Origin of the sequence: Pleurocapsa sp. FMAR1 (assembly GCF_963665995.1) — a bacterium.
In the GTDB taxonomy this organism is placed as follows: Bacteria; Cyanobacteriota; Cyanobacteriia; order Cyanobacteriales; family Xenococcaceae; genus Waterburya.
On sequence record NZ_OY762512.1, the window covers coordinates 5,367,940 to 5,391,657 of the forward strand.

Genomic DNA, 23,718 nt, shown 5'->3' on the forward strand with positions numbered 1-23,718 from the left:
AAAGGCACAAATTCAGCCAGCGACTTTTACACTCGTCAATGACTTGCCTAATTTCTCACACTTGGTGCGATCGCGATGAAGATAATTATGTAACTACTTACAGCCTTGAAAAAACAGTTGTCTTAAGCTTTCAAATCTCCACACTTGAGCAGTTTTATAGCCGCGATCGCATACTGACTGTTAGGGCTAAGGACAATACTCTTGACTGTTCAATAACACTCGACGAACCGTGCTTTACGACGGTAAGCATCCTTTAGCAAACGCAAATAGCTTAACCAGCAGATCGTGATATACACTCAACCAATCACTTATTGAGTCGTCACTTTCCCAGATCTATCTATCGATACATATCTGCCTGTATGTTCCTCCTTTTTATTAGCACCGCTTAAAAGATCCTTGATGCCTTTTTGTCCTGTGAACATCGACTTCGCTGTATCGCTTGCAGAATCATGTCCATAGATTATCACCGCTGTATATTCTCCTTTTGCTATATTTTGAAGTACTGAGATTGCTCCACTCTCGTTTGCAACGGATTCTTCATGGCTACCTGCAACGTGAAACAAAGCCATATCCCCATACGTCTGACTTTGGCTATCAAAGTTAGAGAGAATAGCAATCGCGCTGCAATCTGTTAATCCCCATGTTTCCAATCCTTCACCAGCACTTGCTGGTACAGCCTTGCCCATAGCAACTTTTTTGTATTTTGAAGTCTCGACTTTCTCTAATACTTTCTGTGTCACTACTATTAGTAGAAAATCTCTTGTTAATGGTTGTTGTTGAGTTGGTCTAATACTTTCTGTGTCACTACTATTAGTAGAAAATCTACTTGTTAATGGTTGTTGTTGAGTTGGTCTAATACTTTCTGTGTCACTACTATTAGTAGAAAATCTACTTGTTAATGGTTGTTGTTGTTGAGTTGGTCTAATACTTTCTGTGTCACCTCCTTGAAATTGTCTATCCCAATCATCTATAAATGGTATATCTCCATTTAGATGATCCAGAGCTAATTGGCGATGTCTTTGGCGACTTTCTTGACTATCGTGACTATTTGTTTGGGACGGTTCTGCTTGCTGCGGTGGCGGTTGGGATGGTCTTGCTTGTTGCTGCTGCCGACTAGCTCTTTGTTCTCTTCGTTCTCTTCTTGCCTGTCGCGGATGGCGTATATCATCAATAAATCTTCGCATTGCTAATATTCCCTATGCTTTAAATAGTGTTTAAACGGTCAAAATCTATCAAAATAACCCTGAATTAAAAATTTATGGTTGTAGTGGTGGCAAAAGGCGCATCTGTTTTAAGGCTAATAAGTGCGATCGCACTTATTAGTCTTGAAGAGCTAGAGTAAGATTATCGTCTATGATTGAATGCAAAACGAAAGTTTGCTCATTCGACACTACCTCTAAATCTTCATCGTTTTTATACTTATACAGTTGTTGATGAACAACTTGAACCTTTTGAACCCCAGCCTGTAAATTTTGAGGCAGTTTAAACAAAATTCTGTTATGTTCAACAATTTGTGGTTCTAATAAATTCTCTTCTTCGTTTATTCGAAGCCGAGTCACATCTCCTTTAAGGTTTTTCCCATAGATAATAAGACTACTGCCCGCGACAATCTCGCCATTTGTCGATGGAGATGCGGTAACTTTATTAATACGCGGTTGATACAACATCTGTGAGTTGTAACTTGACTTAACTAAAGACTTCTGAGATTCATTCAATACCATCGAAACTTCGTAAGCAATTGAGGGTCGATAAGAACTTTGAAAGAGCGACCACAATCTTGACATCTGTTCTGTATTAAACAAGTTTGGTGCGATCCTTACTTGGTCTAATTCCTCGGTCAAAGCTTCAACAGAAGTCGATTCAATCGCTTGTGCCAAAAGACCAGAACGATTGATGGTTGCGACATGATTTAGTGCTGCTCGAATCCTAGCGTTAGATAAAACCGGAGTTTGATGCATGAGCTGCATGACATAACCCAACAGTATTTCCGTCTGAAAGTCTTTGTTTCCGTAAGCGGTCAATACGTAATGGAGATTGATGGCTAAGGGAGGAAGTGCATCTTCTTCTATACTAGTTTGATGACAGACAGGCTGGTTGCGATCGCTTTTGCCTAAGTCTGCATTACGGTTTTGTGCAACTTGGTAAAGAAACAGATTTAGCTGAGGTTGACCATCGACTCCAATAGAGATTTGGTCTGGGGGAAGTGTGGTTACTAGCACATTTCCCATACTAGACAGTGCTGCATTTTGAACTAAGCCGTCTTCTAACAAGTTTTTGAATACAGCCGTTATCGCTGCGATCGCTAATCCATTACTCATACATTTTTACCTAAAAAACTATTTGTATGGTTGGGCGGAATTTAATGCCAAGGTGAACCTCAACTTTTCGCTAAACAGGTTTTCAGAGGTTCTAAATGCTATTAAGATTTTCAAAGAATAATCCCAGATTATTCTTCAATTCAGCAATGGCTAAATTGATATTTGTTCAAACCCTTCATAAGCGATCTCGATCTCCTGAATTTCTACATCACTTGAATCCGTTTTCATCTCTCCAATCCGGTATTTAGTTGGCCAAGCTTCTGTAAACCGAAAGGCGGCTTTAGCCTCTCTCGCTTCATGAAAAGTGATTGATATATTTTTGCGCTGTTTGAACCAATTTCCCTGTTGCACCGACGAAAACCATAGCCAAAAACTTTTGGAAGTAGTCATACCTCTGCGTAAGGTTATATTTCCACCCACTGCGTTACCAGGAAGCTTAGTCAGGCGGGAGCGTCCCTTACTGGCCTTCCCCCAGCGCTCGTTAGTGACTTCTCTAAACTGGATAACCTCTTGGGTAAAGTCAAACCCATCACACCCCTGAAAAACTCCGTCCACAGAATCATTAGAGCCATCAAGTTGCAGGGTTATAGAGAAGCCAGCTGCCATTAATAAAGTTGATTTTTTAGGCATAGATCGATTGAAGTCTTTTTAAGATTACGGTTAGCTATTTCATCCCATTTTTGTTCGGTCGAACTATAGATGGGATTTGGCAACCCCCTATCTAGAGAGTGATATTTTTGGAGTAAGTCTCGAACCTACCACTCTTTAGATTCTCTGTTGTCAAGGTGAGTGGCTGTTGGGGGTGATAGATTTCTAATTGAGCGTTAGAGAGAAAAAGGTTGAGGTAGAATCTCGGTAATAGGGTACGTTTGACAGTATTACTCACCATATAATGGTGTCTACCTCTGGAGTATTTATTCTTCCATCTTCGCGAACATTACACCATCCGCTCAATTTCTGTAACGCACAGTTGAATTGTTTCACAAGCAAGCTCGGAATCGTTAGTTTCTGCATCAGATACCTTGTATTGCATAGGGAAAGTGCCTTTTAGTTGCCATTGAGCATGAACTGCTCCACCATCCCCTTGAAAAGTGAACATCAAATCCTCAGTTTTATATTGACCTAGCTGAGCATTAGGATTTAATTTTTTCCACCAATCCGCTAATTTTTTATCATTTCTAGGTATTGGGCAAACAAACGATGGTTCTCCAGGCGTTGTTGGGCCAGGTCTAGGTTCTAGTTTCTTCTTTCCTCCCGCCTGATTACCGACAGAATTAGAAGATACTTCAACATTCATTTCTAAACCACTAAAGCTTTGTACTATTACTTCTCCGCCTAAAGTGCCTCCACTAAGGCTAAAACCAGAGGCTAAAACAAATCTATCTGATTCTGGCATAACTTTCTCCTATTTTTTACTTAATATAAATGAGCTAAAACAAGTTATTGGTTGTTTTCATTTTCCAGAGCATTCCACTGACTAATGCGGAAGACCACAAATTCAGCTGGGCGTACAGGACATACACCAACATCGACATACAAACGACCCAAGGTCATCGTTTCAGGCGTATTGTTTTCAGCGTCGCATTTTACGTAAAATGCTTGGTCGGGAGTAGCACCAAATAAAGCTCCCTCGCGCCAGATGCGCTCCAAAAAGTTCATCACGCAATATCGCGCTTGCGCCCACAACTGTTCGTCATTTGGCTCAAAGACAGCCCACTGAGTTCCTGTTTCAATCGAGCGTTCGATATAGCTAATGAGCCTTCTGACACTGATATAGCGCCATTCAGTTTTGTCTGGTTCAACCAGAGTTCTGGCACCCCAAATCCGAATTCCTCGGTTAGGAAATTTACGAATGCAGTTGATCCCTAGCGGGTTAAGAAGTTCTTGCTCTCTAAAGTTAACATCATAGGCTAAACCAGTAATTCCCTTGGGTACTTCGTTTGCAGGAGCCTTGTGAACCCCCCGCGTTTCATCTGTTCGGCCCCATACGCCCATCATGTGACCAGAAGGAGGAACTAGAATCGATCGCCCTGCGTTTCCAGGATTGGGTACTCTAACCCACGGATAATAGAGAGCGCCAAACATGGAACGACGACCAAATTCATCTAACCAATTAACAACATCTTGAGGTTTAACGCGATCGGGTGGAGGATCTAACACTACCATTCGATTCGTTGGTCCTGGCATATCGCCACTTGTGGCACCTTCAGACATAGAGATCATGATTTCCATGACGCCATGAACTTGGTCAAGGCTCAAAATTCCAGCTTCATAAACTCGCATTAAATCTGGAAAAGAGATCATTGTAATCTCGTCAATTTCAAAGATTCCCATCACGCCAGTTCGATCGCCGCGATCGCCTTCAATTTCACGAGCGAATTTTCTAGGTGTAGAAATAGGCACTGGAGGCAGTAGCTCGTATTCGCCATTTAAGGGTCGTCTAGTTAAGGGCAGTCCAGGCTGAGCGATATCTGCAATCAAAATATACTCAGAGTCTTTCAGAGCTTCAACAACATATGTAGCAGCCTGGGTTTGAGGATTTTGATCCATACTTAGATGGTTGTATTCCTCAAGCACTTGGTCATCTCGGCACACTTTTAAAGAGAAAAACTCTGCTGGATTGTGGAGTACTTCTAAGTCATCTACTTTCTGAAAATCATTGTTTTCAAAACCATTCTCTTCAAAACCGTTTTCTTCATTGCTCTCACTAGCTGGAGGTAATGCACGAGGCTGTCCATTGAGAATTTCGACGGTAATAGATCCGTTGTCAAACTGTTCGGGTCGGATGGATAAATTTAAGCTGGGACGATTACCACGCCTTTGGATCTCTAAAAGCGGTGCTTGCCGATTTGCCTGATTTTGATTGATACCTGGTAGCTGCGTTCCGATACTGGTCACATAGCAACGTCCACCGCCGTTTAGGAAATATCCTCTTACTGCGAAAGGTAAATAGGCATCGAAATCCGTGAATCCATTTGAACTGCGTCGGGCAAAATAGTCAAGATACTGAGTCCAGCTTGTGACTAGCATTGGTTTGAAGATCTCGGCACCACCGCGTATATCTTCAGTAAAGCCAATAAAGCCTGCGACCGATGTACTAACGCCCTCAATCGGACGACTTCCGCGATCGACTTCTTCAACATAAACACCTGGGGCAAAGTAGTCTAACCTAGCCATGTTAATTGCTCCTTAACTTAGATAATTGGATGTGTAAATTTACTAGGAGGGCATAAGTAATATCTCTTTGGGAACATATGATTCTTCGCCTACAAAAACATCGCAACTCTTAGACTGATAGCCGAATCGTTTAAGATGTAAAGTGTAGTTTCCAAAAGTCAGGTTCTCAAAGAAGAAATACCCTTCTCTGTTGCTGATTGCTAGTTTTTCGGTTCCTTCAAGTACGATCTCAACTCGTCTTAATGGCTCTGAATTTAGAATGTTTTTAATAATCCCAGCAACAGCAACTCGCTGAACTTTAGCTTTGCTTCTGCTAATATCTGAAATTGAATTATCAACACCAAAGCTTCGTTCAGTGACCAAAGGTACGATTGTTTTTCTCCATACATTAAAGGGAACAGTTACTGTTAAATAAATAGCAGGTCGTATAGGAACAGAAAGAGAACTCCATAAACTTCCTACATCAATAGGCGGATCGTTAGTAACTGATAACGATAAGTTACCGTGACCGCGAAGGTCAGGAGTTAGAAACTCTTCCTGCAATAGGGGACTGCGCATTAACAGTAGTAAAGTTTCAGACAAAAGTTGATGCTCTCCTAATACAGTGCGATCGCGAGCTGTAATAACAATGGAGATATCAAACCAACTGGGTGATTTAGAAACTTGTGCAATTGGCCGTAAGTTATCAAAATGGCGTTCAACCTGCCTGCCATTACTTGGCATTTTTTTATTGATTCGAACATCATAGAGATAGAGATTAAGCGATCCGTCTCTATCTCTATTTTCTAAACTTGCAGGATGACTAAAGTCTATTTGCTCAGTGCTAGTGAGAACAGCTCCGTTAGCCAACATTTCAGCAAGGGTTTGAAGAATCGAATTCAACATAAGCAGATATCTAATTCATTTCGATATATTCAATTTAAGCAATTTTCTAGCTAATGCAATTAGACTTACGTATTAATTAAAATTAAAAAGTTATCGCTTAAATTTTTAGAGAGCGAAAGAAAAGCCCATATATACATATAGGCTTTTCTCTCAGGAACAATTGACTATATGGCGATCCCATAGCAACGGAACAAAAAATAAAGCTGCGCGTATAATTAACTTCGGGGGTTTGGGGGAAGATAAGTCCTACACTATAAACGAGGCGGATATATCTGAGCGTAGCTCAGTACCGCCAATGTCTTAACGTTGCTGAATAGAGAGTGGATTTGTTAAAAAGAAAGAGTTGAACAAACTCTTTTGATTAATCTGAAATGTCCTCGATGCCAGTCTGGCAAGGAATTAAAATTTGGGAGCGTCGAAAATATTTTACAGATGGGTACTGTATTTATGCTATTTATATTCCCGCAAAAAAACATCAAGTTTTGCCCAAAACTCAGTAAACCAGAGTATTAAGGCTCATAGTTAGCCGTATGTAGGTGAAAATACGAGATTTAGCGTCGGGGATGCTGATGTTTTGGCGACTCTTATCCAACCACGTTGTTGAGACATAAAGTTAAGCTCGGCTGCATCGCTCAACTTTATGTTACTTAAAATCAAGTTAAATGCTCAAGTATTCTATTAGATTATTAATGCATTATTTAAGATTTTGAAGAGTACCTATTCCTACTTAATCCACTGCTTATTGAGCAACGCCGAACTCTTGGGCGAGGATTACAAAGATTACATCATATCGCTTCTACTTGGAAATTGCTACATTCTTCTGACCATAATAGTGTAAACTTATAGGTAAAGGACAGAGCAGAAAATAGGTTATGATCAGCAGAGCAATATTGATCGATTACGGAAACTGTCGTTTTGGGCGATCGCTTTAAATGTTTTGAATCTGTAATTCTACATCCATTACCCTGTCTACCTCACAACTAACAGCAACTTTTTTTATTATAGTTTGATTCTCAAAAGGTGACACAATAGGGGTAATTTGAGGGTTGTCTCTTCTTTCCCACTCTTATCTTGCCTTTTTGCAACACTACTCCGATTACTGACGAGGAAAAGGAATTACTTAATCGCCTCACTAAAAAGCCAATATAATGTGCGATAATTGAAAAAAAAGTAAAGTAAATCGAAACAACTCGAACTAAAACACTTGTCTTCTCAAATCGATGCCTTTACATCTCTCACGTCGCTCGTTCTTTCTTCAATCTATAATTTTATCTTTGGCGGTTGGTGCCTGCAAATCGGCACAAAAAAACACCGTTCCTTTGGTTATTGGTGTCATTGATTATGACCAAGACGAACAACTTATCAACCGCTATACAAGTTTTAATCGCTACTTAAGTTCGATATTAAAAGCACATATTGAAATCGAGCCAACTTTCAATGAGCGCAAAGCGTTGGATCGCATTCAGAGCCAAGCTTGGTCTTTGGTCTTTGCACCTCCTGGAGTAGCAGCAATAGCCATTGCCGATTTTCAGTACCTTCCTCTTTTTCCCATGCAGGAGGACGTAACTAATCTCCGCTCTATTTTTGTCGTTCGTAATGATAGCTCAATTCGGGAATTGAGGCAATTGGAGGAAAAAACTATTGCCTTGGGTCAAGTTGGCTCGATTACGGGGTATTATTTCCCAATTTATAATCTTTACGGTTTAACCCTTGCCGAAGTCTTACTCGCACCAACACCCAAAACCATTCTTGAATGGGTTGCTCGAAAAAAGGTAACTGCGGGGGCACTTTCTACCAAAGAATTCAATCTTTACAGCTCACAATTTAGCCAGACAAAGTTTAGAGTCTTTTATACTGACTCTCACACAGTTCCTCCCAGTTCCATTTTGCTCGCACCGACTGTAGATCGGACTTACCAAGATCGAATCATCGAAGTTATGAGGAATGCACCTCCCGATGTGGTTCAGAAAGCAAGCTATGTTCCAAACGCGCCAGTACCGAATTATGAATACACAATATCAGTGGTTCAGCGAGTTAGAGCGATTGCCTCGGATTTAAATATCGCGCACAAATAAGTTACTAAAGGTACAGCCGACATACGGATACCGTTAGCAAAAGTAATTAACTAGTAACTAAACGTAATGCAAAAAAAATGTAGAATACGATCATTCCTCGCACCATGGGTAGTGTTGTAATTTTGTGGTTAAAAGGGCGATATCTTAAAAGAAGAAATCAACTAAAACCATTTGGAATTACTAAATTTTATACAGATGGATTAAAAACTTATGAACGCCATATTGCAGAAGAAGCAGAAGCTCATAATACGAAATACAAAAAAGAATGATAAAAATATAAGCAGAGAGAAAGTAAGATTAGCAAAAGATGAGCCGAGTACTGAAGATAAAAATCTCAGAAACAGTTAACGAGTTGAAAAATCTCCTAAACTCAACTGAGAACCAAAAGCTAAAAGAAAGAATCCAGACTTTGTACTGGCTTAAAAGTGAGCTGAGCAAGTACAAAGCGAAAATGCGTTCGCGAAGCTAATAGGAAAACACAGAACAACGGTATCAAAATGGTTAAGAAGCACATGCGGCTAAAGCCTTTGTCGGACGTGAGGGATTAATGCTTTACTAGTAAAGGGAAAAAGTAGTGGTAGAAGCAGAAAAATAGATTCCGAGGTTGAAGAAAGCTAGAAACAGGAATTGGAAGATGAACAGGGATTCTCTAGTTACAAAGAAATTCAAAGCTGTCCGCGCTTCGGATAGTGCATGATGTAGAAATGAGCTACATAGGAGTACATCAGTTAGTACGCTATCGATTAAATGCTAAATTAAAAGTTCCCCGCCCAGTTCACATCCAACAAAAAGAAGCAGCAGTCGAAGGCTTTCAAAAAACTAGGACAACGTCTACAGCAGATTCTAAATCAGAATTGAGACAAAGTGGAACGATATCAACGAGTTCGATACTAGTGTCAGGATAAGACTCGAATCGGATTAATTACACTTTGGGCAAAAAAACTGACCGCTAAAGGAATCCAGCCAGTTGGTATAGAGTAATGGTGCTTTGATTACCTTTGGTTGTATGGTCTAGTTGAACCACGTAGAGACAGCTGCTTGGTGCGCGTATATGCGGAAGTGCGCCTTTGTCTTGCTAAGTCAGCATTCCCTTGCGTCTTACGCCAACGCGGTGAAACAGTTACGTTGCGGAGGTTCCCTCCGTTGCGAGACACCCTCGACAGTACGTGCGTACAAGTCCTTCGTCTGCGGAGGGAAAGCCAAGGCGCGTTTTGAGTGGGAAGCTTCTCACTCAAAAGCCGCCGTTCCTGCAAGGCTTTCTCGCAAAAGCGTTGCGGGGGTTTCCCCCGTTGCGACCAAGGACGCTTCGTCCGCAGGTGAGTCCGTTGCGGGGGTTCCCCGCGTCTTCTGGAACTGTCGAGGGCGAGGTACCTGCGGGGGGTACCCCTTGGTTGTCGAGGGCGAGTAAACTGAGTCAAGACCCCGCGTCGCCGACAGGCGCAAGGGAATGCTAACGGGTGTTGAACCATGCGCGGGGGTCTGACTTCTGTCGGCGACGCGGTGAGTCCAGTTCTGCGGACGGGTCAGTTGCGGAAGTGCGCCTTACTCTCTGCAGGGAACTGGCAAACCCTTTAGGGGGTCGCATCCGCTTTTCCTACGGCTTTATGACGTTTTGAAGGAATTACTTGCTCATATGCTGACCAAAAATCAGTGTAACTAACTGTACACTGTCGATATACAGGAGTTAATGAGAGCCAAAGTTTTCTGGCACTAACTCGAATGCGATCGCCAACATAAACTCCCACTATTTCCTTGGTTTCTAAATCTAAAAATAACCAAACCCATTGTTGATTACCTTTATTGCTTACAAACGACCACATTTTCTTACATTGAATAGTCAATTTCTCTGTCTTGGTGCGCGTTCGCGATTCGTCTTAAAAAGACGCGGTGAGACAGTTGCGTTGCGGAGGTTTCCTCCGTTGCGTGACACCCTCGACAGTACGTGCGTACAAGTCCTTCGTCTGCGGAGGGAAAGCCAAGGCGCGTTTTGAGTGGGAAGCTTCTCACCCAAAAGCCGCCGTTCCTGCAAGGCTGTCTCGCAAAACCGTTGCGGGGGTTCCCCCCGTTGCGACCAAGGACGCTTCGTCCGCAGGTGAGTCCGTTGCGCGGGTTCCCCGCGTCTTCTGGAACTGTCGAGGGCGAGGTACCTGCGGGGGGTACCCCTTGGTTGTCGAGGGCGAGCAAACTGAGTCAAGACCCCGCGTCGCCGACAGGCGCAAGGGAATGCTAACGGGTGTTGAACCATGCGCGGGGGTCGCACCGCTTTTTTTTAGCTCGAATCTTTACTTGTTTAAGAACTGACTCGTATTTTTTAGGCGCGTTTTGAGTAAGAATCTTCTTACTCAAAAGCCGCCGCGATTGATATAGTTTTGTAGCCAAGGTTCAGAGATTTCCAATGCGCCAGCAATTCCTGCTAATGAAATCTTTTCTAAGAGCAGTCGATCTATTAGCTGCTTAATATCTTCTGAAATTTTTCTTTATCTAGGCTTTTCAACAAATTGATCAGAAAATTGGGATACAAGCCCCGTCGTAGAACGACGGCTTTGTATGGTATTATAAGTGTGGTTAAAATTTTCACTCCTTGTTTGCAGTCGATATACCAACATTGAGTTGTGAAACCGAGCCTGAACCAGTAATAGGAAAATAGTTGATGGGCAATGAATAAGTCATCCTAAAGACATCTAAAAAATAATATTTTCGGTATCCTTAAGTTGCGAGAGGACATTCCGAGACTCTAAACGAATGTGGGAGTAGGCATAAGACCTGGTTTCAGGCAATCTATGTTGAACCTTAACCCCATTCAGCGACCTTCTTTTTAGGTGGGCGTGGTGAGGAATCTCTGCACTTTGAAGGCCCAGAGGATGTCAAGACCACAATCATTGCATTTGTAATTTTGCGAGACACTCCGTTGGAAAAGCTGCCGTGTGTGAATATTCATACAAAAAACGCGCCATCGGTTTCACCGACTTAAAGGAAGTGTCGAGGGTGTTGATTATGACGAATTTTACCGTTTTTGACGATCACATGATAAACAAAAGTTGGACACGATAAAGTTAATTCTGACATATACAAAATTCCAGTAAAGAATTACTCTCCTATTTTCCTTTATGGGATTACCAACGTTAGTTAAGATGGCATCCTTGGTAAACTTCATCTCTTCAATCGACCGTTCTCCCGCCTCATCATCACCCGCGCCGCAAGCATCGGTGACAACCTGGCTTAGTCTAACGCCTTGTTGCTCGATCTGCTTAATTTTAGCGTTTAATCTTTTAATTTTTTATCATAGTTCTACGCAATAAATCGAGGGCAGAACAAGAACTCAAATAACGAGTTAGTTCGCGTCCTCTTTGATGACCAAACTTATACTCTTGAATAATAGTCTTATTTTCTGGAGTGGCAAGACCGATATAAACTAAACCCACGGGTTTGTTGGTTGTATCGCCTCCAGGTCCAGCTATACCAGTGATACTAATTCCCCAATCGGTATGTAGCTGTTGCTTGACTCCTAAAGCCATTTGCTCGGCAACAGTTTCACTCACTGCCCCGTACTTAGCTAAATCCTGAGAATTAACGTTTAACAAACCTTCTTTGATCTGGTTAGCATAGGCAATTATTCCTCCCCAAAAATAGCTGGAGCTACCAGGAATATCCGTCAGCATAGATCCTAAGCCTCCTCCTGTACAAGATTCGGCAACGCTTAAAGTCTGCTGGGCAGCTTGCAATAGTTTCCCGACTACAGAAGCTAAAGTTTCTTCATTACTACCAAAATAATTGAGTCCCGCAATATTTTTTATTTCTGTGGCTAAAGGCTCAATTAAGGCTAAAGCTTCTGCTTGAGAAGCAGCTTTAGCTGCAACCCGTAGGCGAACTTCTCCCTTACCAGCATAAGGAGCAACTGTAGGGTTATTAGATTCAAACAGATGGTTTACCTGTTCTGCTAGAGCAGACTCGCCAATACCGCGAAACCGCATCATTTCGCTGTAGATGATGTCTTTGCCCCAACCTTGACTTTTCAGAAAGGGAACGGCGGTTTCGTGCCACATTCGGTGCATTTCTGAAGGAACTCCAGGAAAAGTCATAATGGTAATGCCATCTTTGGGCTGCCAGATAATACCTGGGGCTGTTCCTGTAGGGTTAGGCAAAGTTTTGGCACCTTGAGGTACCATCGCCTGTTTGCGGTTGCTGGGGGTCATCTCTCGCCCCAGCAAAGCAAATTTGCTGCTAATGTCTTGAATTATTGCCCGATCTTCGACGAGATGAGTATTAAAAAAACTAGCAATTGTCTCTGTTGTCAAGTCATCTGGCGTTGGTCCTAAACCACCAGTAAAAATTAAAATAGATGAGCGATCGCAGGTAATATCTAATACTTGGTGAATCCGAGCTACGTTATCACCAACCACTGTTTGATAGTAATGGGGAATACCTAAACTGGCTAGCTCCTGAGCTAAATACTGACAGTTGGTATTCAGGATATCGCCTAAAAGTAATTCTGTACCAATACAAATAATTTCCGCGCTCATTGATTTTATTTATTAAAAAACTAGGCTATATGCTTGTAACTAAAAAAGCAGATGTAAGGTGGGCAAAAGCATTTTTTAAGTGTGTTCTTAAATTGCAATTAAATATTTGCCCACCCTAGATTTAATATTTATCTATTATTTATGGCTGTGGCGCGATCGCCAAACTTGCCGAACTTGCCAAACCTGCCAAATTAATAACATTGTTGCACCAATAGCATAGCCCCAGCCACTAGGGATATTAGAAAAACCTAAAGCCAAACTACCAACCCAAAAAGTCAGTGTATAAATTAACAATACAGTTTGACGTTGGGAAATGCCTGATTTGAGCAACCAGTGATGGAAATGGCTTTTATCGGCAACAAAAGGAGACTTCCCTTTGCTGATTCGCGAAAGAATTACCGCCGACGCATCTAAAATAGGCACTGCCAAAATTAGATAAGGTAAAACAACAGCGGTGATAAAAGTGGTCTTAACCAGACCAATTATACCCACTGCTGCCAGGGTAAAGCCCATAAAATATGCTCCCCCATCCCCCATAAAAATTTGAGCAGGATTGAAGTTATAGCGCAAAAAACCCAAAGCCCCTCCCGCCAAAGCAGCAGCAATCAAGGCAGCAGCAGGCTGATTCATAAATAGGGTTACTACCAGCATCACAAAGGCAGCAATCCCAGAAACTCCTGCTGCTAGACCGTCAACGCCATCAATCCAGTTGATCGCATTAGCCATGCCTACTAACCAAATTACGGTAATGGGCAGACTAAGCCAGTAAATCTTGATTAAAGAGTATACGGGAAAAGACAGAAATTCGATGCGAACTCCCAGATACCAACAGCCAGTTGCCACAGCAATTTGCATCAAGAGCCGCGAAATAGGAGTGAGATTGAATAGGTCATCGGCAAAACCAATCCCAAAGAAAAGAATGCTACCAATAATAACGACCTTAATTTCATTTAACTTGTGGGGAGCTAAGGCAGAAAATCCGCCTAAAAGCCCAACAATTAGTAAGGCAGTCATTGTTCCAGCAAAAATTGAAACCCCTCCAACACGTACAACGGGGTCTTTATGAATTTTTCTAGCGTTTGGTCGATCTACTATACCCAACTTCAAACCCAAGGTTTTAACGTCGGGTATAGTCCATAACACAAAAGTTACAGAAATCAGAAAAGCAATCAGATGATATAGTTCCATAGGCATCTGATAGGAGTTCTCGAACACCTAATAATAAAAGCACAAAGTAGATCAACCGTCAAATATTACTCGATTTTATGTAGACCGAGTAATCTTTAACAAGATAACGCTTCCGTTTTCTTAACCTTTAATTTTGGTAGGTACAGGAATCTCCAAATAAGGATAAAGAGGAAAGCGATCGCATAATGCTGCTACTCGATTTAGACAATCACTTTGAGTAGCCTCGTCTTCGGGGCTAAGTAATTTGTCTGCGACAATATTAGCAATCTCTTGGAATTCTGTCTCCCCCATTCCTCTTGTTGTCATAGCAGGAGAACCTAAACGTAGCCCACTAGTTACAAAAGGAGACTCAGGATCGAAGGGAACAGTGTTTTTGTTGGCAGTGATATTAATTTGACTAACTAAAGCATCTGCTTTTTTGCCTGTCATGCCGATACTACGTAGGTCAAGTAAAAGTAAATGATTGTCTGTACCGTCAGACACTAGCTTGATGTTTCTGGCTCTAAAAGCTTCTCCCATTGCTTGCGCATTGGCAATTACCTGGGCGGAATACTCTTTAAATTCTGGCTTGAGTGCCTCGCCAAACGCCACTGCTTTAGCAGCAATTGCGTGTTCAAGGGGACCACCTTGAGTACCAGGGAATACTGATTTATTTAATTTTTTACCTAGTTCAGGATCGCGAGTCAAAATCAGACCGCCTCTAGGTCCTCGAAGAGTTTTATGGGTGGTAGTGGTAACTACGTCACAATGGGGAACAGGATTGGGGTGATGACCTGTAGCCACTAAACCAGCAATATGAGCAATATCAGCTAGTAAGTATGCGCCAATTTCGTCAGCGATCGCTCTAAATTTAGCAAAATCTATAGTACGAGAATAGGCAGAATAACCACAAATAATCAGTTTAGGACGTTCAGCCAGAGCTAATTCTCTTATTTGCTCAAAATCTAGCTGTTCTGTGTCTTTATTTACGCCATACTGAACGACGTTAAACCATTTTCCTGAAAAGTTGACAGGCGAGCCATGGGTTAGATGTCCACCGTGGGACAAGTCCATACCCATGATAGTGTCTCCAGGCTCTAGTAAAGTCAGAAACACGGCAAAATTCGCCTGTGCGCCAGAGTGGGGTTGAACGTTTGCCATAGCTGCACCAAAAAGCTGCTTGGCACGGTCTATGGCTAACTGTTCGGCACGGTCGATAAATTCACAACCGCCATAGTAGCGTTTACCTGGTAAGCCTTCGGCATACTTATTAGTTAAGACCGAACCCTGGGCTGCCAAAACTGCGGGAGAGGTGAAGTTTTCGCTGGCAATTAGCTCCAGGTGCGATCGCTGACGCTTTAATTCTAAATCGATAATTTCCGCAATATCTGGGTCGGTTTGAGCCAGAAAATCTAAATTTGTTTTAGTCACTATTTTAATTCTGTATTTGTTCTGATAAGTTTTAATCTATGCTAGCCAATTTATTGTTTTCCTAACAGCATCCTCTCTAGGATAGCTAAACGATGAGCGATCGCTTACTACCAAAGCTGGTCGCTTTTTGGTTTCATTACTTTACTATGGTATCAATTAATTTGGGTAGATACCTTGCTTTCATTTGGTTGACGATAAGTATGTAAAATCTGAAAAAATTCATCAAAATCAAAGCTTCTAGGATCGAATCTCTGACCAGATCGATCTACATTTTTATGGGTAGTAATGCGGTTATCGGGAATGTTGCTCAGGGATAACAGCCAAGCCAAAGCCTTATATTGAGCATCTGTATAACCACTATGGCTAGGCTGATTTTTGCGTCCATCTGGTGGTGTTTCCAAAGATATATGATAGGCAAAATTATTTACTGATGGCGGTAAATCAATATTAGTCTTAACTGTTTCAATTCCTTGACTACTCTCAAATACCGAGTTTCCTGCCCCAAAAGCCCGTTTATCAGATGGGACAAGATAAATAATCATACCATCGAGGGTAATTAAAGCATGGTAACTAACTTGCTGACTAATATCATTATGAGGTGTTCTAAAAGTATTAATAGCACTCATAGCCGAACCAACGGTTTCATGCAGCACAGCGAGCGCTGAATTATGCAGAGGATGATCATAAACGTCAGCGCTAAAGCGATCGCCGTAGTTGCTAGAATCGGCAATGGCGATTGTATATTCAGGTTTATATTCTTCAAAAGCTTTAGTAGTCTTGAACGTAGCTGGGACTAAAGACACATTGGGGTTTGCTTTGGGGGGAGGCTGAACCTTCTTGGCTGGGGAAATTGGCTTGGCTATTTCTGGGGCTTGAAGAGGATGTTGGTTTTCTGGGGCTATGTTTTTGGGGGCTATGTTTATATTCTGGCTCAGACATTGACTTGAGCCTTGGTGAGCGTATTTGGCATCACAAAAAGCATTAGCAATTCTATCTTGGTGTTGTAACCATTGATTTAATCCCACTATAAAAAGAGCGATCGCAGTTGAAATAACAATTATTGGCTTATGACGCAGATAAAAGAAAAATGAGTTTGCTTTCATAGATTGTAAGACGATGATTATTGCTAGTGTTCCCTTAAAGCAGCAAATAAGAAAAGTCCTGGCTAAAATTGAGCAGAACTTTTTCTAAAGCCGAAATCATTTTTGGCAGTTAATTTTGCGGCTATTCTGAGCGATCGTGCTGATTAAGTCAATAAATTAGTCCAAAACAGCCAATCCCATAATCTGTTTCTAAATAAGATAAAAAGCTTTTGAATATACCCCTCAAGTTTTGGCTGTCTTAGTCCTTGGGTGTGCTGCGATAAAATTTGATGAGATAGCTTATTTCCCTGATAAATCTTGAGGGCGATCGCTCCTATTTTTTTTTAGTAGACCTCTTGCATGAATAAAGAGAAAAGTCGAACACGTTATTCGGTGTCTGAAGATTTTTCGGATTCTGGCACAGCCAGATCGTAATCGTCGTCGTCGATTCGGATTACGTTTTAATTTGATTGCTGGTTTGTATAATTATAGGCTGAATTTAGCGATCGCGCCCTTTATGCAGGGGGTCTATTTGATTATTAAATTCTATCAATGGTGCAATGCATAATCGTCACGGCTCTAACAATTTGGTTTAGCTCAGTAGCGACTGGCGTATGTGTTCGGACTGCTTGCAAAGTAGTTGTTGCCGTGAGATGTGTGGCAATTTCTGAAATTCGTGCGGTGTGTAGCTGCTTGATGCGATCGCTAATAGCCAAAAGATATTCATCTAAGGGTGGTAGGGGCAGAAGCTTTTGTCCTCCATTGAGCGTATCGGCTAGATTATCTAATACCTGCTCGATTGCTTCGGTAAGCTGTTCGACCTCGGCAAGCCGATCGACACCGTTAACTTTTCTGCTATGTTCGGTTAAAGTAGTCACTGAGATAAACAAGCTACGAATATAGAGCATCAGGGTTATCACAGGTTCAATCTCTCCTCGAACATGACGAGGTTCACTAAATAATCTTTGGGCAGCAGCTTCGGCATTAGCATTTTCTAAGGCTGCCTGATGACGCAACCGAGGGAGCGAACTTTCAGAAGTCCGATCTTCTCTGTGTAAGTATTCATCGATTGCAACTTGAAAATAAGCTAGATTAGCTCGAATGGTTTGTTCTAACTGAGCGGGAAGCCGTTGTCGTTCCCAGCTAGGAAAAAGTAGATAGCTGCCCAAAAGTGCTAATAATCCTCCAATTAGGCTATCAGCAATTCTGGCAATTCCCAGTTGCCAGTTGCCGACTCCAAAAGTGTTTAGTAGCAGGATAATTATAGGTGTCAGCAGCGTAATAAAAAGGCTGTAGCTAAGAGAACGTAAAGATACAGCGGTAAACATCAGTAGCAAAATTGTTAGGGCAATCTCTAGAGGATTGTGGATCGCCAACGCTAAACTAATGCCGATCATACCGCCGACAACAGTGCCTAAAACTCTTTGTACTGTCCTTTGAAACGTTCCTCCAAAGTTAGGCTTTAGGGCAATCATGGCTGTCAGGGTAATCCAATAGCCTTTAGGTATGGGTGATACATTGGCAATTAACTGGGCAATGGTTACCACTACTGCTAGGCGCAAAGCATGACGTAGAGTAACCGAGCGAAAAGTGAAGTTGCTTTTAATTGTATCTAACCAAGAGATAGGTTCTGGTGTTGAGAAGAATCTCTTTGACCTGCCGTAGCTTAAGGTCAAATCTGTGGCAATTTTGGCATCAGCCTGAATTTGCTGGGCTAATTCGACTAGGCTTGTTACTATTTTGCGCAGATTGACTAAACTTGCATATTCATCAGCTTGAATTTCAATCGTTTGCTCGTAAACCCGATTGCGTAATCTTTGCCATTGATACTCTAAGGCTTTTATGCTTCGTTGCAAATCTTCTAAAGGTATAAAGTTTCGGTTTTTCTTGAGGGCAGTCGAAAATCTTTGTAAACTGATGGCAACTTGCTCTATTACCTGCTCTGTTTCTGGCTGTAAATGATTGAATAAGGGATTTTGTAAGGCGATCGCCTTGAGTTCTACTACAGCAACTAAAGAATTGATAGTTTGGTTAGCGCCTTCAATTGATGCTAGTAGTTGATTTCCTCTAGGGCTTTCTGCTTTTTCCCTAGTCCAAATCGATGTCCAAATACTACGGGCAGAAGCTAAGTTTTGAGTTACTGCATCTTGGGCTTGCCAGAATTGTTCAATCCAGTCTTCTTGCTTTGGTGAACGGGATGTTTTTTCACCTACCAAATGAGCCAGCTTGCTTAAAGTCAGGTAGCAATCGGCGACAGCCTGCACCACAGGTGTGTGTGGACGCACTATCCATAAAGCTGAAGATAATGCCATTGCCCACAGTCCACCAGTAAAGCAAAACAAGCATTGTTCGAGTACCGCAGTTAGATTGGGAAATGAAGAGAATCTAGCCAAGGCAATAACAAACATTATCGAAGTAGCAAAGCTAGCGCTTGTCATTGCCGATCCAAACAGACTAGCTAAAGCAAGCAAAAAAATAACCACGAATGTGGTTATGATAGCTAGCCAAAAGCTACCGCTCACCAAATTGGCGATTAGCAAGGCAAGGGTGATACCGACTGTTGCAATCCCTCTTGCTGTAACTTGATGCCGATAAGCTCCGCTTACAGGGACTATCTCAACCAAGAAAGCGGCGATTGTTGGGATGGCACTGATCTTTGGCTGACCTAGAAAAAAACCGACTGCAAGCGGACCACTCAATACTAAAAGCATCCAAGCTCCACGAATGAAATCGGGCTTGCCTAGACTGATTTGAAACTGCTGCTGCAACCAGTTAAGAAGATATTGATTTTGATAAGGCATAGCTAGGCAGAAATTTCCATAGTCATATTAAACGCCTAGATCTTGCATTGCTAAGCGAATTTGCTCGATACGTCGGCGGTTAACTCCTAAATCTGATTCTCCTACCCGTGAAGCAGATCTTACTTGAATTATATTTTCGTCTTCAGGAAAATAAAATTCGGCATCATCGACAAATTTAAAAATACGGCTGGTAGATTCAGCATAAATATAGTTATCTGTATCTTCAATAACTTCAGTGCGGGGTACAACTGACAAGACTTTTAATAAAGTTTCTTTAGCCGTAGCGCGATCGCTTTTATAAGTAATAGGCTCAACTGCGTGTTTTTCATCCCCATCTTGACTAACAACACAATTAGGCGAACTAGGACAAGCAGCTAAATGACCATTATCTAAGCCAATAGCTGCAACAGCCGAGGCAGTAAATATTAGACTGCTAGATAGGGTAATAATAATACCAATGATAATTGAGATAAAACGAGACACAATCAATTTACTCTTTAAAGAATTACTCTTTCACTATAGATTGATTCTTAATTTTTATTAGTAGGATTTACACAAAAGAAATAATTTGATTAGGTGAAGGAAAACAGGTTACTGTCAAATTATGGCTAGTAAAATGACCCATATAGACTAGACTTCTTGATCGAGAGGTAAAAGGGTAAGGGTTAAAGCCGTGCGACCCTGCTGCTGAAACAGCAGCCAAGGAACGCGCACCAAGACAGGGCAAAATAATTAATCTTTTATTCATGCAAGAGGTCTAGTATAAAAATTACCGTTAATACTCTTCTTAAGTAAAATTAAATTCAAAATCCCAAACAATAAAAAACGGCGTTCTCAATTTCATTATTGATTTCCAATGATTTAGAATGGTGATTCGTACCAATGACCTTGCAGTAAATCATAGTGATCGTCTGGCTCGTCATTATAGCGAGGAAGAGTACGAAGATAATCATCTGGAGGAAGAAAATATAAAAGTTTGATATTCATTGCTTTTAGTCGTTTAGCATTTTGATAGACCATATAATATAGATCGTCTCCATCCCATCGATCTTGGTAGGAATTTATTAATTCCGCCAATTTAATAGTAATTAATTCTCCGCTACATTCGTCTCTATAAAAATATCCACCATTAGGTTTTTCTTTAGCTATTTCCATTGTTTTAAAAAATGATTCTGGCACGTCGATCAAAGAAAATTGAGGAAACCTATTGAAATTGAATTTAAAATCACCTTTTGAATTGACTTCCATCAATAAATTATCAGCATCATGTATTACTCTATAATAAAAGGCATTGCATTTTAACTTTATTGATATATCTGAGAGTCTTGGACGAATGCTATTAGCTCGTAAAAACAACCATTCATTAGGGTAAGTCCGAACTACTGCCCAACCATTTCTTCCAGAAGCTAAAGCTACTATTAACAAAGGTGGTCGAGCGCTCCAATAACGTCTATCCAGCTTTTCAATGTTGATTGCTAAGTATGGAAGTCTAGGCAGTAAATAATAACCTCTTTCTTGTGTTAATAGATTGGTAATTGTTTGTGCGATGTGTAATGAGTTATCAGAATTAATATATGAGGTAAAACTTGTATATGTGGGGTATTTTTGAGGATATCCATAGTGCATTAGATTATAAGCAGCAAAATAATAATAAATATATACAGCAAACAATAATTGCTTTTCTAGGTCAATACTTTATACAAATATAATTATTGAACTTTCTAAAGATTATTAGATCGAATTATTAAATTGTCTATTTCTCAAGCAAAAATTCCCGTACAGCTTTTTTAATAAACATTTCATCTTCAGGATTCTGATAGGGATTTCCCGCCCGATGTCCCCAAATAGAAGGAATTGGCAGATATTTAGCATTAGGAATTAAATCAGCTTCCGCTTTACAGTCTTCAGGAGTAAAGTATAAATCTGTTGCACCGGGCATGACTAAAGTTTTAGCCGTAATAGCCTTTAGTGCCTGTTGATAATCTCCTTGATAAGTTGGATTATTACTAACATCGCAATGCAACCAAGTATCAATCATTGCTAATAAATCGTGAGGATCGCGTTGACGATAATTGGCTTCCCAACCTCTGACTAAATAATCTTCTAGAGACTCATAACCAAACTGATAATAAAGTCCCTGGCGATAGTAAGCTTGAGATGCTGCCCAACTTGCGTAGATGCGGGAAAAAGCTTTGAACCCGCGATCTGGGATATCTTCAAATAAAGTACCATTCCAAGCAGGATCTGCGGTTAGTGCCGTGCGTAAACTTTGCAAAAAAATCTTGTTGTGATCTGTTGTCCGTGCTGTAGCGCATAAAGCAGCAATTCGTTCGACGTATTCAGGATATAGCGCACCCCAATGATAAGCCTGTTGCGCCCCCATCGACCAACCATAGACTAAAGCTAGTTTCTCAATTCCCAAACTGTCTAGTAGCTGTTTTTGAGCGCGAACATTATCAAGATGAGTAAACCAAAATCCTAATTCTGCTAAACCACAGGCTTGATCGTTGCTAGGAGAACTAGATAAGCCATTGCCAAACATATTAGCAATGATAATAAAATACTGACTTGGATCGAGAATACTGTCAGAACTAATTAACCATTCGATATCTTTATGGTTTGCCCCATAAGATGTGGGATATAGAATAACGTTAGTGCGATCGCTATTTAATTCCCCATAAGTTTTGTATACTATTGTTGCTTCGGATAGTACTTTTTCGCATTGCAGGGAAAAATCTGCGATCGCGAAATAATTTGTATTTTGATTCATGTTGCTTTGAGGCGGTGAGTAATTTTAAATTTAAAGACGTACAATAATTAGTACGAGTAGAAATTGATTATGGATATTCATAGTGCGAGTCAGGCTAGAGCAAATCTATTTAAGTTATTAGAACAAGTTAATCGAGAAAGCAAACCTTGTATTATTACCTCTCGTAAAGGTGATGGAATATTAATCTCTAAAGATGATTGGGAAAGCATACAAGAAACATTATATTTGCAATCTATACCAGGAATGGTCGAGTCCATAAAGCAAGCTGAAAATGATGAATGGGCATCAGAAGCAGAATTTATGGATAAGTTAAATGGCTTGGACGATTAAGTTTTCTCGTAAGGCTTTAAAAGATGGTAAAAAATTACGAGCTGCCAATTTAGCTACTAATGTTAATCAATTAATTGAAGTTCTTAAGCAAAATCCGTATCTACCACCATGCAAAAAACTTTCTGGTGATTTGCATGGTTATTATTCTCGACGTATTAACATTCAGCATCGTCTAGTTTATTCGATAGATGAAGAAAATAAAATAGTAAAAGTGGTTTCTGTTTGGTCGCATTAGGTCGAATAAAATAATATGCGATCGCTATTTAATGCCCTATAGGTTTTATATATTATTATTGCTTCTGTTAATATTGTTCTGCATTACCAAGAAAAATCTTTGATGACAAATTTATATGGTTCATTTCTTATGCTTAACTCATCTATATTTTTAACTATTTTGTCCTCAGCTATTTTAGCTGGAGTTAATCCAGCCCAGGCTCAAACACAGATTAACATTGACTATGAAACTCCTGCTTTTGAAGACAGAGAACTTACTATGGGTGCAGTTAAAGTTTTAGTCAATTATAAACCTTTTAATTTAGAGCAAGGAGATTCTTTTGAGGATAAAAACCTCTATTATCGTATTTTTTATAATGACGTAGAAAAGAGGGAGCAAAAAGCTTTTACTTTTAATAACAGTAATATTTTATTAAAAGATTTGGATGGAAACAATATTCATGAAGTAATTATTTCTACTAACAGTGGAGGAGCGCATTGCTGCACTAGTTTTAGGATTTATACTTGGCAAAAACATCAGTTTTTTGAGATAAAAACAGGCGATTTAAATTCTGGGGGTGGAGAATTCAAAGATTTAAACGGAGATGAAAAAATTGAATTTTTAACGGCAGATAACGCTTTTCTCTATACGTTTAGTAGTTATGCAGGTTCTTTTCCTCCATCTCTAATTTTAAGTTTCAATAACGGTGAATTTAAAAATGTTACCCGTCAATATTCTCAAGAACTCAAATCAACTGCTTGGCAAATGTATCAAGCATTTCTAGAATCTAAAAAAGAAGGTTATCAAGTAAATGGCATTTTAGCTGGATATGTAGCCGAAAAAATCCTGTTAGGAGAATATGAAGAAGGTTGGAAATTTATGCTAGCTAATTAAGATCGCACTTCTGACTGGGGATTAGAAATTTATCAAGGAGAAGAAGAAGTAGGC

Annotated in this window: 20 protein-coding genes and 4 pseudogenes; 8 read left to right on the forward strand and 16 right to left on the reverse strand. The window is 40.6% G+C overall.

All coding sequences use genetic code 11. From position 1 onward, the window contains the following. Positions 1-308: 308 nt before the first annotated feature. The 6 genes from SLP02_RS26040 to SLP02_RS26065 all read right to left on the reverse strand — a co-directional run bounded on the left by SLP02_RS26040 (position 309) and on the right by SLP02_RS26065 (position 6,380). A complete protein-coding gene (locus SLP02_RS26040; RefSeq protein WP_319423591.1) occupies positions 309-1,184 on the reverse strand; it encodes a hypothetical protein in 876 nt (291 codons plus the stop codon). A 135-nt stretch (positions 1,185-1,319) separates the two neighbouring features. After that, positions 1,320-2,318, reverse strand: coding sequence for a Pvc16 family protein (locus SLP02_RS26045; RefSeq protein WP_319423592.1), 999 nt, complete (start codon positions 2,316-2,318; stop codon positions 1,320-1,322). Positions 2,319-2,468: 150 nt separating this feature from the next. Then, complete coding sequence (locus SLP02_RS26050) at positions 2,469-2,948, reverse strand: phage tail protein (RefSeq protein ID WP_319423593.1); 480 nt, start codon at positions 2,946-2,948, stop codon at positions 2,469-2,471. A gap of 307 nt (positions 2,949-3,255) precedes the next feature. After that, entirely contained in the window at positions 3,256-3,714 is a 459-nt protein-coding gene (locus tag SLP02_RS26055) for a phage tail protein (RefSeq protein WP_319423594.1), read from the reverse strand. Between the two features lie 44 nt (positions 3,715-3,758). Then, a complete protein-coding gene (locus tag SLP02_RS26060) occupies positions 3,759-5,495 on the reverse strand; it encodes a phage tail sheath family protein (protein WP_319423595.1) in 1,737 nt (578 codons plus the stop codon). Between the two features lie 42 nt (positions 5,496-5,537). Further along, entirely contained in the window at positions 5,538-6,380 is an 843-nt protein-coding gene (locus SLP02_RS26065; protein WP_319423596.1) for a Pvc16 family protein, read from the reverse strand. A gap of 386 nt (positions 6,381-6,766) precedes the next feature. Between SLP02_RS26065 and SLP02_RS26965 the strand changes: the two are divergent. The 4 genes and pseudogenes from SLP02_RS26965 to SLP02_RS26085 all read left to right on the forward strand — a co-directional run. Then, a pseudogene (locus tag SLP02_RS26965) lies at positions 6,767-7,090 on the forward strand (hypothetical protein); the annotation flags it as partial. Between the two features lie 510 nt (positions 7,091-7,600). Further along, on the forward strand, positions 7,601-8,455 hold the full coding sequence (locus tag SLP02_RS26075; RefSeq protein ID WP_319423597.1) for a phosphate/phosphite/phosphonate ABC transporter substrate-binding protein: 855 nt from the start codon (positions 7,601-7,603) through the stop codon (positions 8,453-8,455). 104 nt (positions 8,456-8,559) lie between these two features. Continuing rightward, positions 8,560-8,724: a hypothetical protein gene (locus tag SLP02_RS26080; protein WP_319423598.1), complete on the forward strand. Its 165-nt coding sequence runs from the start codon at positions 8,560-8,562 to the stop codon at positions 8,722-8,724. A 435-nt stretch (positions 8,725-9,159) separates the two neighbouring features. Then, the gene (locus SLP02_RS26085) at positions 9,160-9,360 is read left to right on the forward strand and encodes a hypothetical protein (RefSeq protein WP_319423599.1); all 201 of its coding nucleotides are present in this window, start codon (positions 9,160-9,162) and stop codon (positions 9,358-9,360) included. A gap of 684 nt (positions 9,361-10,044) precedes the next feature. On the opposite strand, the pseudogene SLP02_RS26090 reads toward SLP02_RS26085, so the two are convergent. The 6 genes and pseudogenes from SLP02_RS26090 to SLP02_RS26115 form a co-directional block, all read right to left on the reverse strand. After that, positions 10,045-10,317 (reverse strand): annotated as a pseudogene (locus SLP02_RS26090) (IS1 family transposase); the annotation flags it as partial. Between the two features lie 495 nt (positions 10,318-10,812). Continuing rightward, positions 10,813-10,956 (reverse strand): annotated as a pseudogene (locus tag SLP02_RS26095) (IS1 family transposase); the annotation flags it as partial. A gap of 768 nt (positions 10,957-11,724) precedes the next feature. Continuing rightward, positions 11,725-12,975: a competence/damage-inducible protein A gene (locus tag SLP02_RS26100; RefSeq protein ID WP_319423600.1), complete on the reverse strand. Its 1,251-nt coding sequence runs from the start codon at positions 12,973-12,975 to the stop codon at positions 11,725-11,727. 135 nt (positions 12,976-13,110) lie between these two features. Continuing rightward, positions 13,111-14,169 (reverse strand): glycosyltransferase family 4 protein, encoded by a 1,059-nt coding sequence (locus SLP02_RS26105; protein WP_413467436.1) that lies wholly within the window; start codon positions 14,167-14,169, stop codon positions 13,111-13,113. Between the two features lie 114 nt (positions 14,170-14,283). Further along, positions 14,284-15,573 carry a serine hydroxymethyltransferase gene (gene glyA / locus SLP02_RS26110; protein ID WP_319423602.1) on the reverse strand — a complete coding sequence of 430 codons (1,290 nt, stop codon included), beginning with the start codon at positions 15,571-15,573 and terminating at the stop codon, positions 14,284-14,286. A 152-nt stretch (positions 15,574-15,725) separates the two neighbouring features. Beyond that, on the reverse strand, positions 15,726-16,676 hold the full coding sequence (locus SLP02_RS26115; RefSeq protein WP_319423603.1) for an N-acetylmuramoyl-L-alanine amidase: 951 nt from the start codon (positions 16,674-16,676) through the stop codon (positions 15,726-15,728). Positions 16,677-17,034: 358 nt separating this feature from the next. Here SLP02_RS26115 and SLP02_RS26970 point away from each other — a divergent pair. Next, positions 17,035-17,223 (forward strand): annotated as a pseudogene (locus tag SLP02_RS26970) (hypothetical protein); the annotation flags it as partial. Here the strand turns inward: SLP02_RS26970 and SLP02_RS26125 are convergent. The 4 genes from SLP02_RS26125 to SLP02_RS26140 form a co-directional block, all read right to left on the reverse strand. After that, on the reverse strand, positions 17,195-19,456 hold the full coding sequence (locus tag SLP02_RS26125; protein ID WP_319423604.1) for an FUSC family protein: 2,262 nt from the start codon (positions 19,454-19,456) through the stop codon (positions 17,195-17,197). The pseudogene SLP02_RS26970 and the gene SLP02_RS26125 overlap by 29 nt on opposite strands. Positions 19,457-19,483: 27 nt before the next feature. After that, a complete protein-coding gene (locus SLP02_RS26130; RefSeq protein WP_319423605.1) occupies positions 19,484-19,939 on the reverse strand; it encodes a DUF1499 domain-containing protein in 456 nt (151 codons plus the stop codon). A gap of 378 nt (positions 19,940-20,317) precedes the next feature. Beyond that, a complete protein-coding gene (locus SLP02_RS26135) occupies positions 20,318-21,127 on the reverse strand; it encodes a hypothetical protein (protein WP_319423606.1) in 810 nt (269 codons plus the stop codon). Positions 21,128-21,209: 82 nt separating this feature from the next. Next, on the reverse strand, positions 21,210-22,226 hold the full coding sequence (locus tag SLP02_RS26140) for an alpha/beta fold hydrolase (protein WP_319423607.1): 1,017 nt from the start codon (positions 22,224-22,226) through the stop codon (positions 21,210-21,212). Between the two features lie 69 nt (positions 22,227-22,295). On the opposite strand from SLP02_RS26140, the gene SLP02_RS26145 reads away from it, so the two are divergent. The 3 genes from SLP02_RS26145 (at position 22,296) to SLP02_RS26155 (ending at position 23,664) form a co-directional block, all read left to right on the forward strand. Beyond that, positions 22,296-22,556 (forward strand): type II toxin-antitoxin system Phd/YefM family antitoxin, encoded by a 261-nt coding sequence (locus SLP02_RS26145; RefSeq protein WP_319423608.1) that lies wholly within the window; start codon positions 22,296-22,298, stop codon positions 22,554-22,556. Then, positions 22,540-22,791 carry a Txe/YoeB family addiction module toxin gene (locus SLP02_RS26150; RefSeq protein WP_319423609.1) on the forward strand — a complete coding sequence of 84 codons (252 nt, stop codon included), beginning with the start codon at positions 22,540-22,542 and terminating at the stop codon, positions 22,789-22,791. The genes SLP02_RS26145 and SLP02_RS26150 overlap by 17 nt, the downstream gene beginning before the upstream one ends. 129 nt (positions 22,792-22,920) lie before the next feature. After that, positions 22,921-23,664 (forward strand): hypothetical protein, encoded by a 744-nt coding sequence (locus tag SLP02_RS26155; protein ID WP_319423610.1) that lies wholly within the window; start codon positions 22,921-22,923, stop codon positions 23,662-23,664. Positions 23,665-23,718: the final 54 nt, after the last annotated feature.

Bases quoted from the DNA above. Each gene is read 5' to 3' on its own strand.
- SLP02_RS26105 (WP_413467436.1), bottom strand. From the start codon at position 14,169: ATGCCTATGGAACTATATCATCTGATTGCTTTTCTGATTTCTGTAACT.
- SLP02_RS26065 (WP_319423596.1), bottom strand. From the start codon at position 6,380: ATGTTGAATTCGATTCTTCAAACCCTTGCTGAAATGTTGGCTAACGGA.
- SLP02_RS26115 (WP_319423603.1), bottom strand. From the start codon at position 16,676: ATGAAAGCAAACTCATTTTTCTTTTATCTGCGTCATAAGCCAATAATT.
- SLP02_RS26060 (WP_319423595.1), bottom strand. From the start codon at position 5,495: ATGGCTAGGTTAGACTACTTTGCCCCAGGTGTTTATGTTGAAGAAGTC.
- SLP02_RS26080 (WP_319423598.1), top strand. From the start codon at position 8,560: ATGGGTAGTGTTGTAATTTTGTGGTTAAAAGGGCGATATCTTAAAAGA.
- SLP02_RS26150 (WP_319423609.1), top strand. From the start codon at position 22,540: ATGGCTTGGACGATTAAGTTTTCTCGTAAGGCTTTAAAAGATGGTAAA.
- SLP02_RS26125 (WP_319423604.1), bottom strand. From the start codon at position 19,456: ATGCCTTATCAAAATCAATATCTTCTTAACTGGTTGCAGCAGCAGTTT.
- SLP02_RS26055 (WP_319423594.1), bottom strand. From the start codon at position 3,714: ATGCCAGAATCAGATAGATTTGTTTTAGCCTCTGGTTTTAGCCTTAGT.
- SLP02_RS26075 (WP_319423597.1), top strand. From the start codon at position 7,601: ATGCCTTTACATCTCTCACGTCGCTCGTTCTTTCTTCAATCTATAATT.
- SLP02_RS26145 (WP_319423608.1), top strand. From the start codon at position 22,296: ATGGATATTCATAGTGCGAGTCAGGCTAGAGCAAATCTATTTAAGTTA.
- SLP02_RS26050 (WP_319423593.1), bottom strand. From the start codon at position 2,948: ATGCCTAAAAAATCAACTTTATTAATGGCAGCTGGCTTCTCTATAACC.
- SLP02_RS26045 (WP_319423592.1), bottom strand. From the start codon at position 2,318: ATGAGTAATGGATTAGCGATCGCAGCGATAACGGCTGTATTCAAAAAC.
- SLP02_RS26140 (WP_319423607.1), bottom strand. From the start codon at position 22,226: ATGAATCAAAATACAAATTATTTCGCGATCGCAGATTTTTCCCTGCAA.
- SLP02_RS26040 (WP_319423591.1), bottom strand. From the start codon at position 1,184: ATGCGAAGATTTATTGATGATATACGCCATCCGCGACAGGCAAGAAGA.
- SLP02_RS26155 (WP_319423610.1), top strand. From the start codon at position 22,921: ATGCTTAACTCATCTATATTTTTAACTATTTTGTCCTCAGCTATTTTA.
- SLP02_RS26085 (WP_319423599.1), top strand. From the start codon at position 9,160: ATGAGCTACATAGGAGTACATCAGTTAGTACGCTATCGATTAAATGCT.
- SLP02_RS26100 (WP_319423600.1), bottom strand. From the start codon at position 12,975: ATGAGCGCGGAAATTATTTGTATTGGTACAGAATTACTTTTAGGCGAT.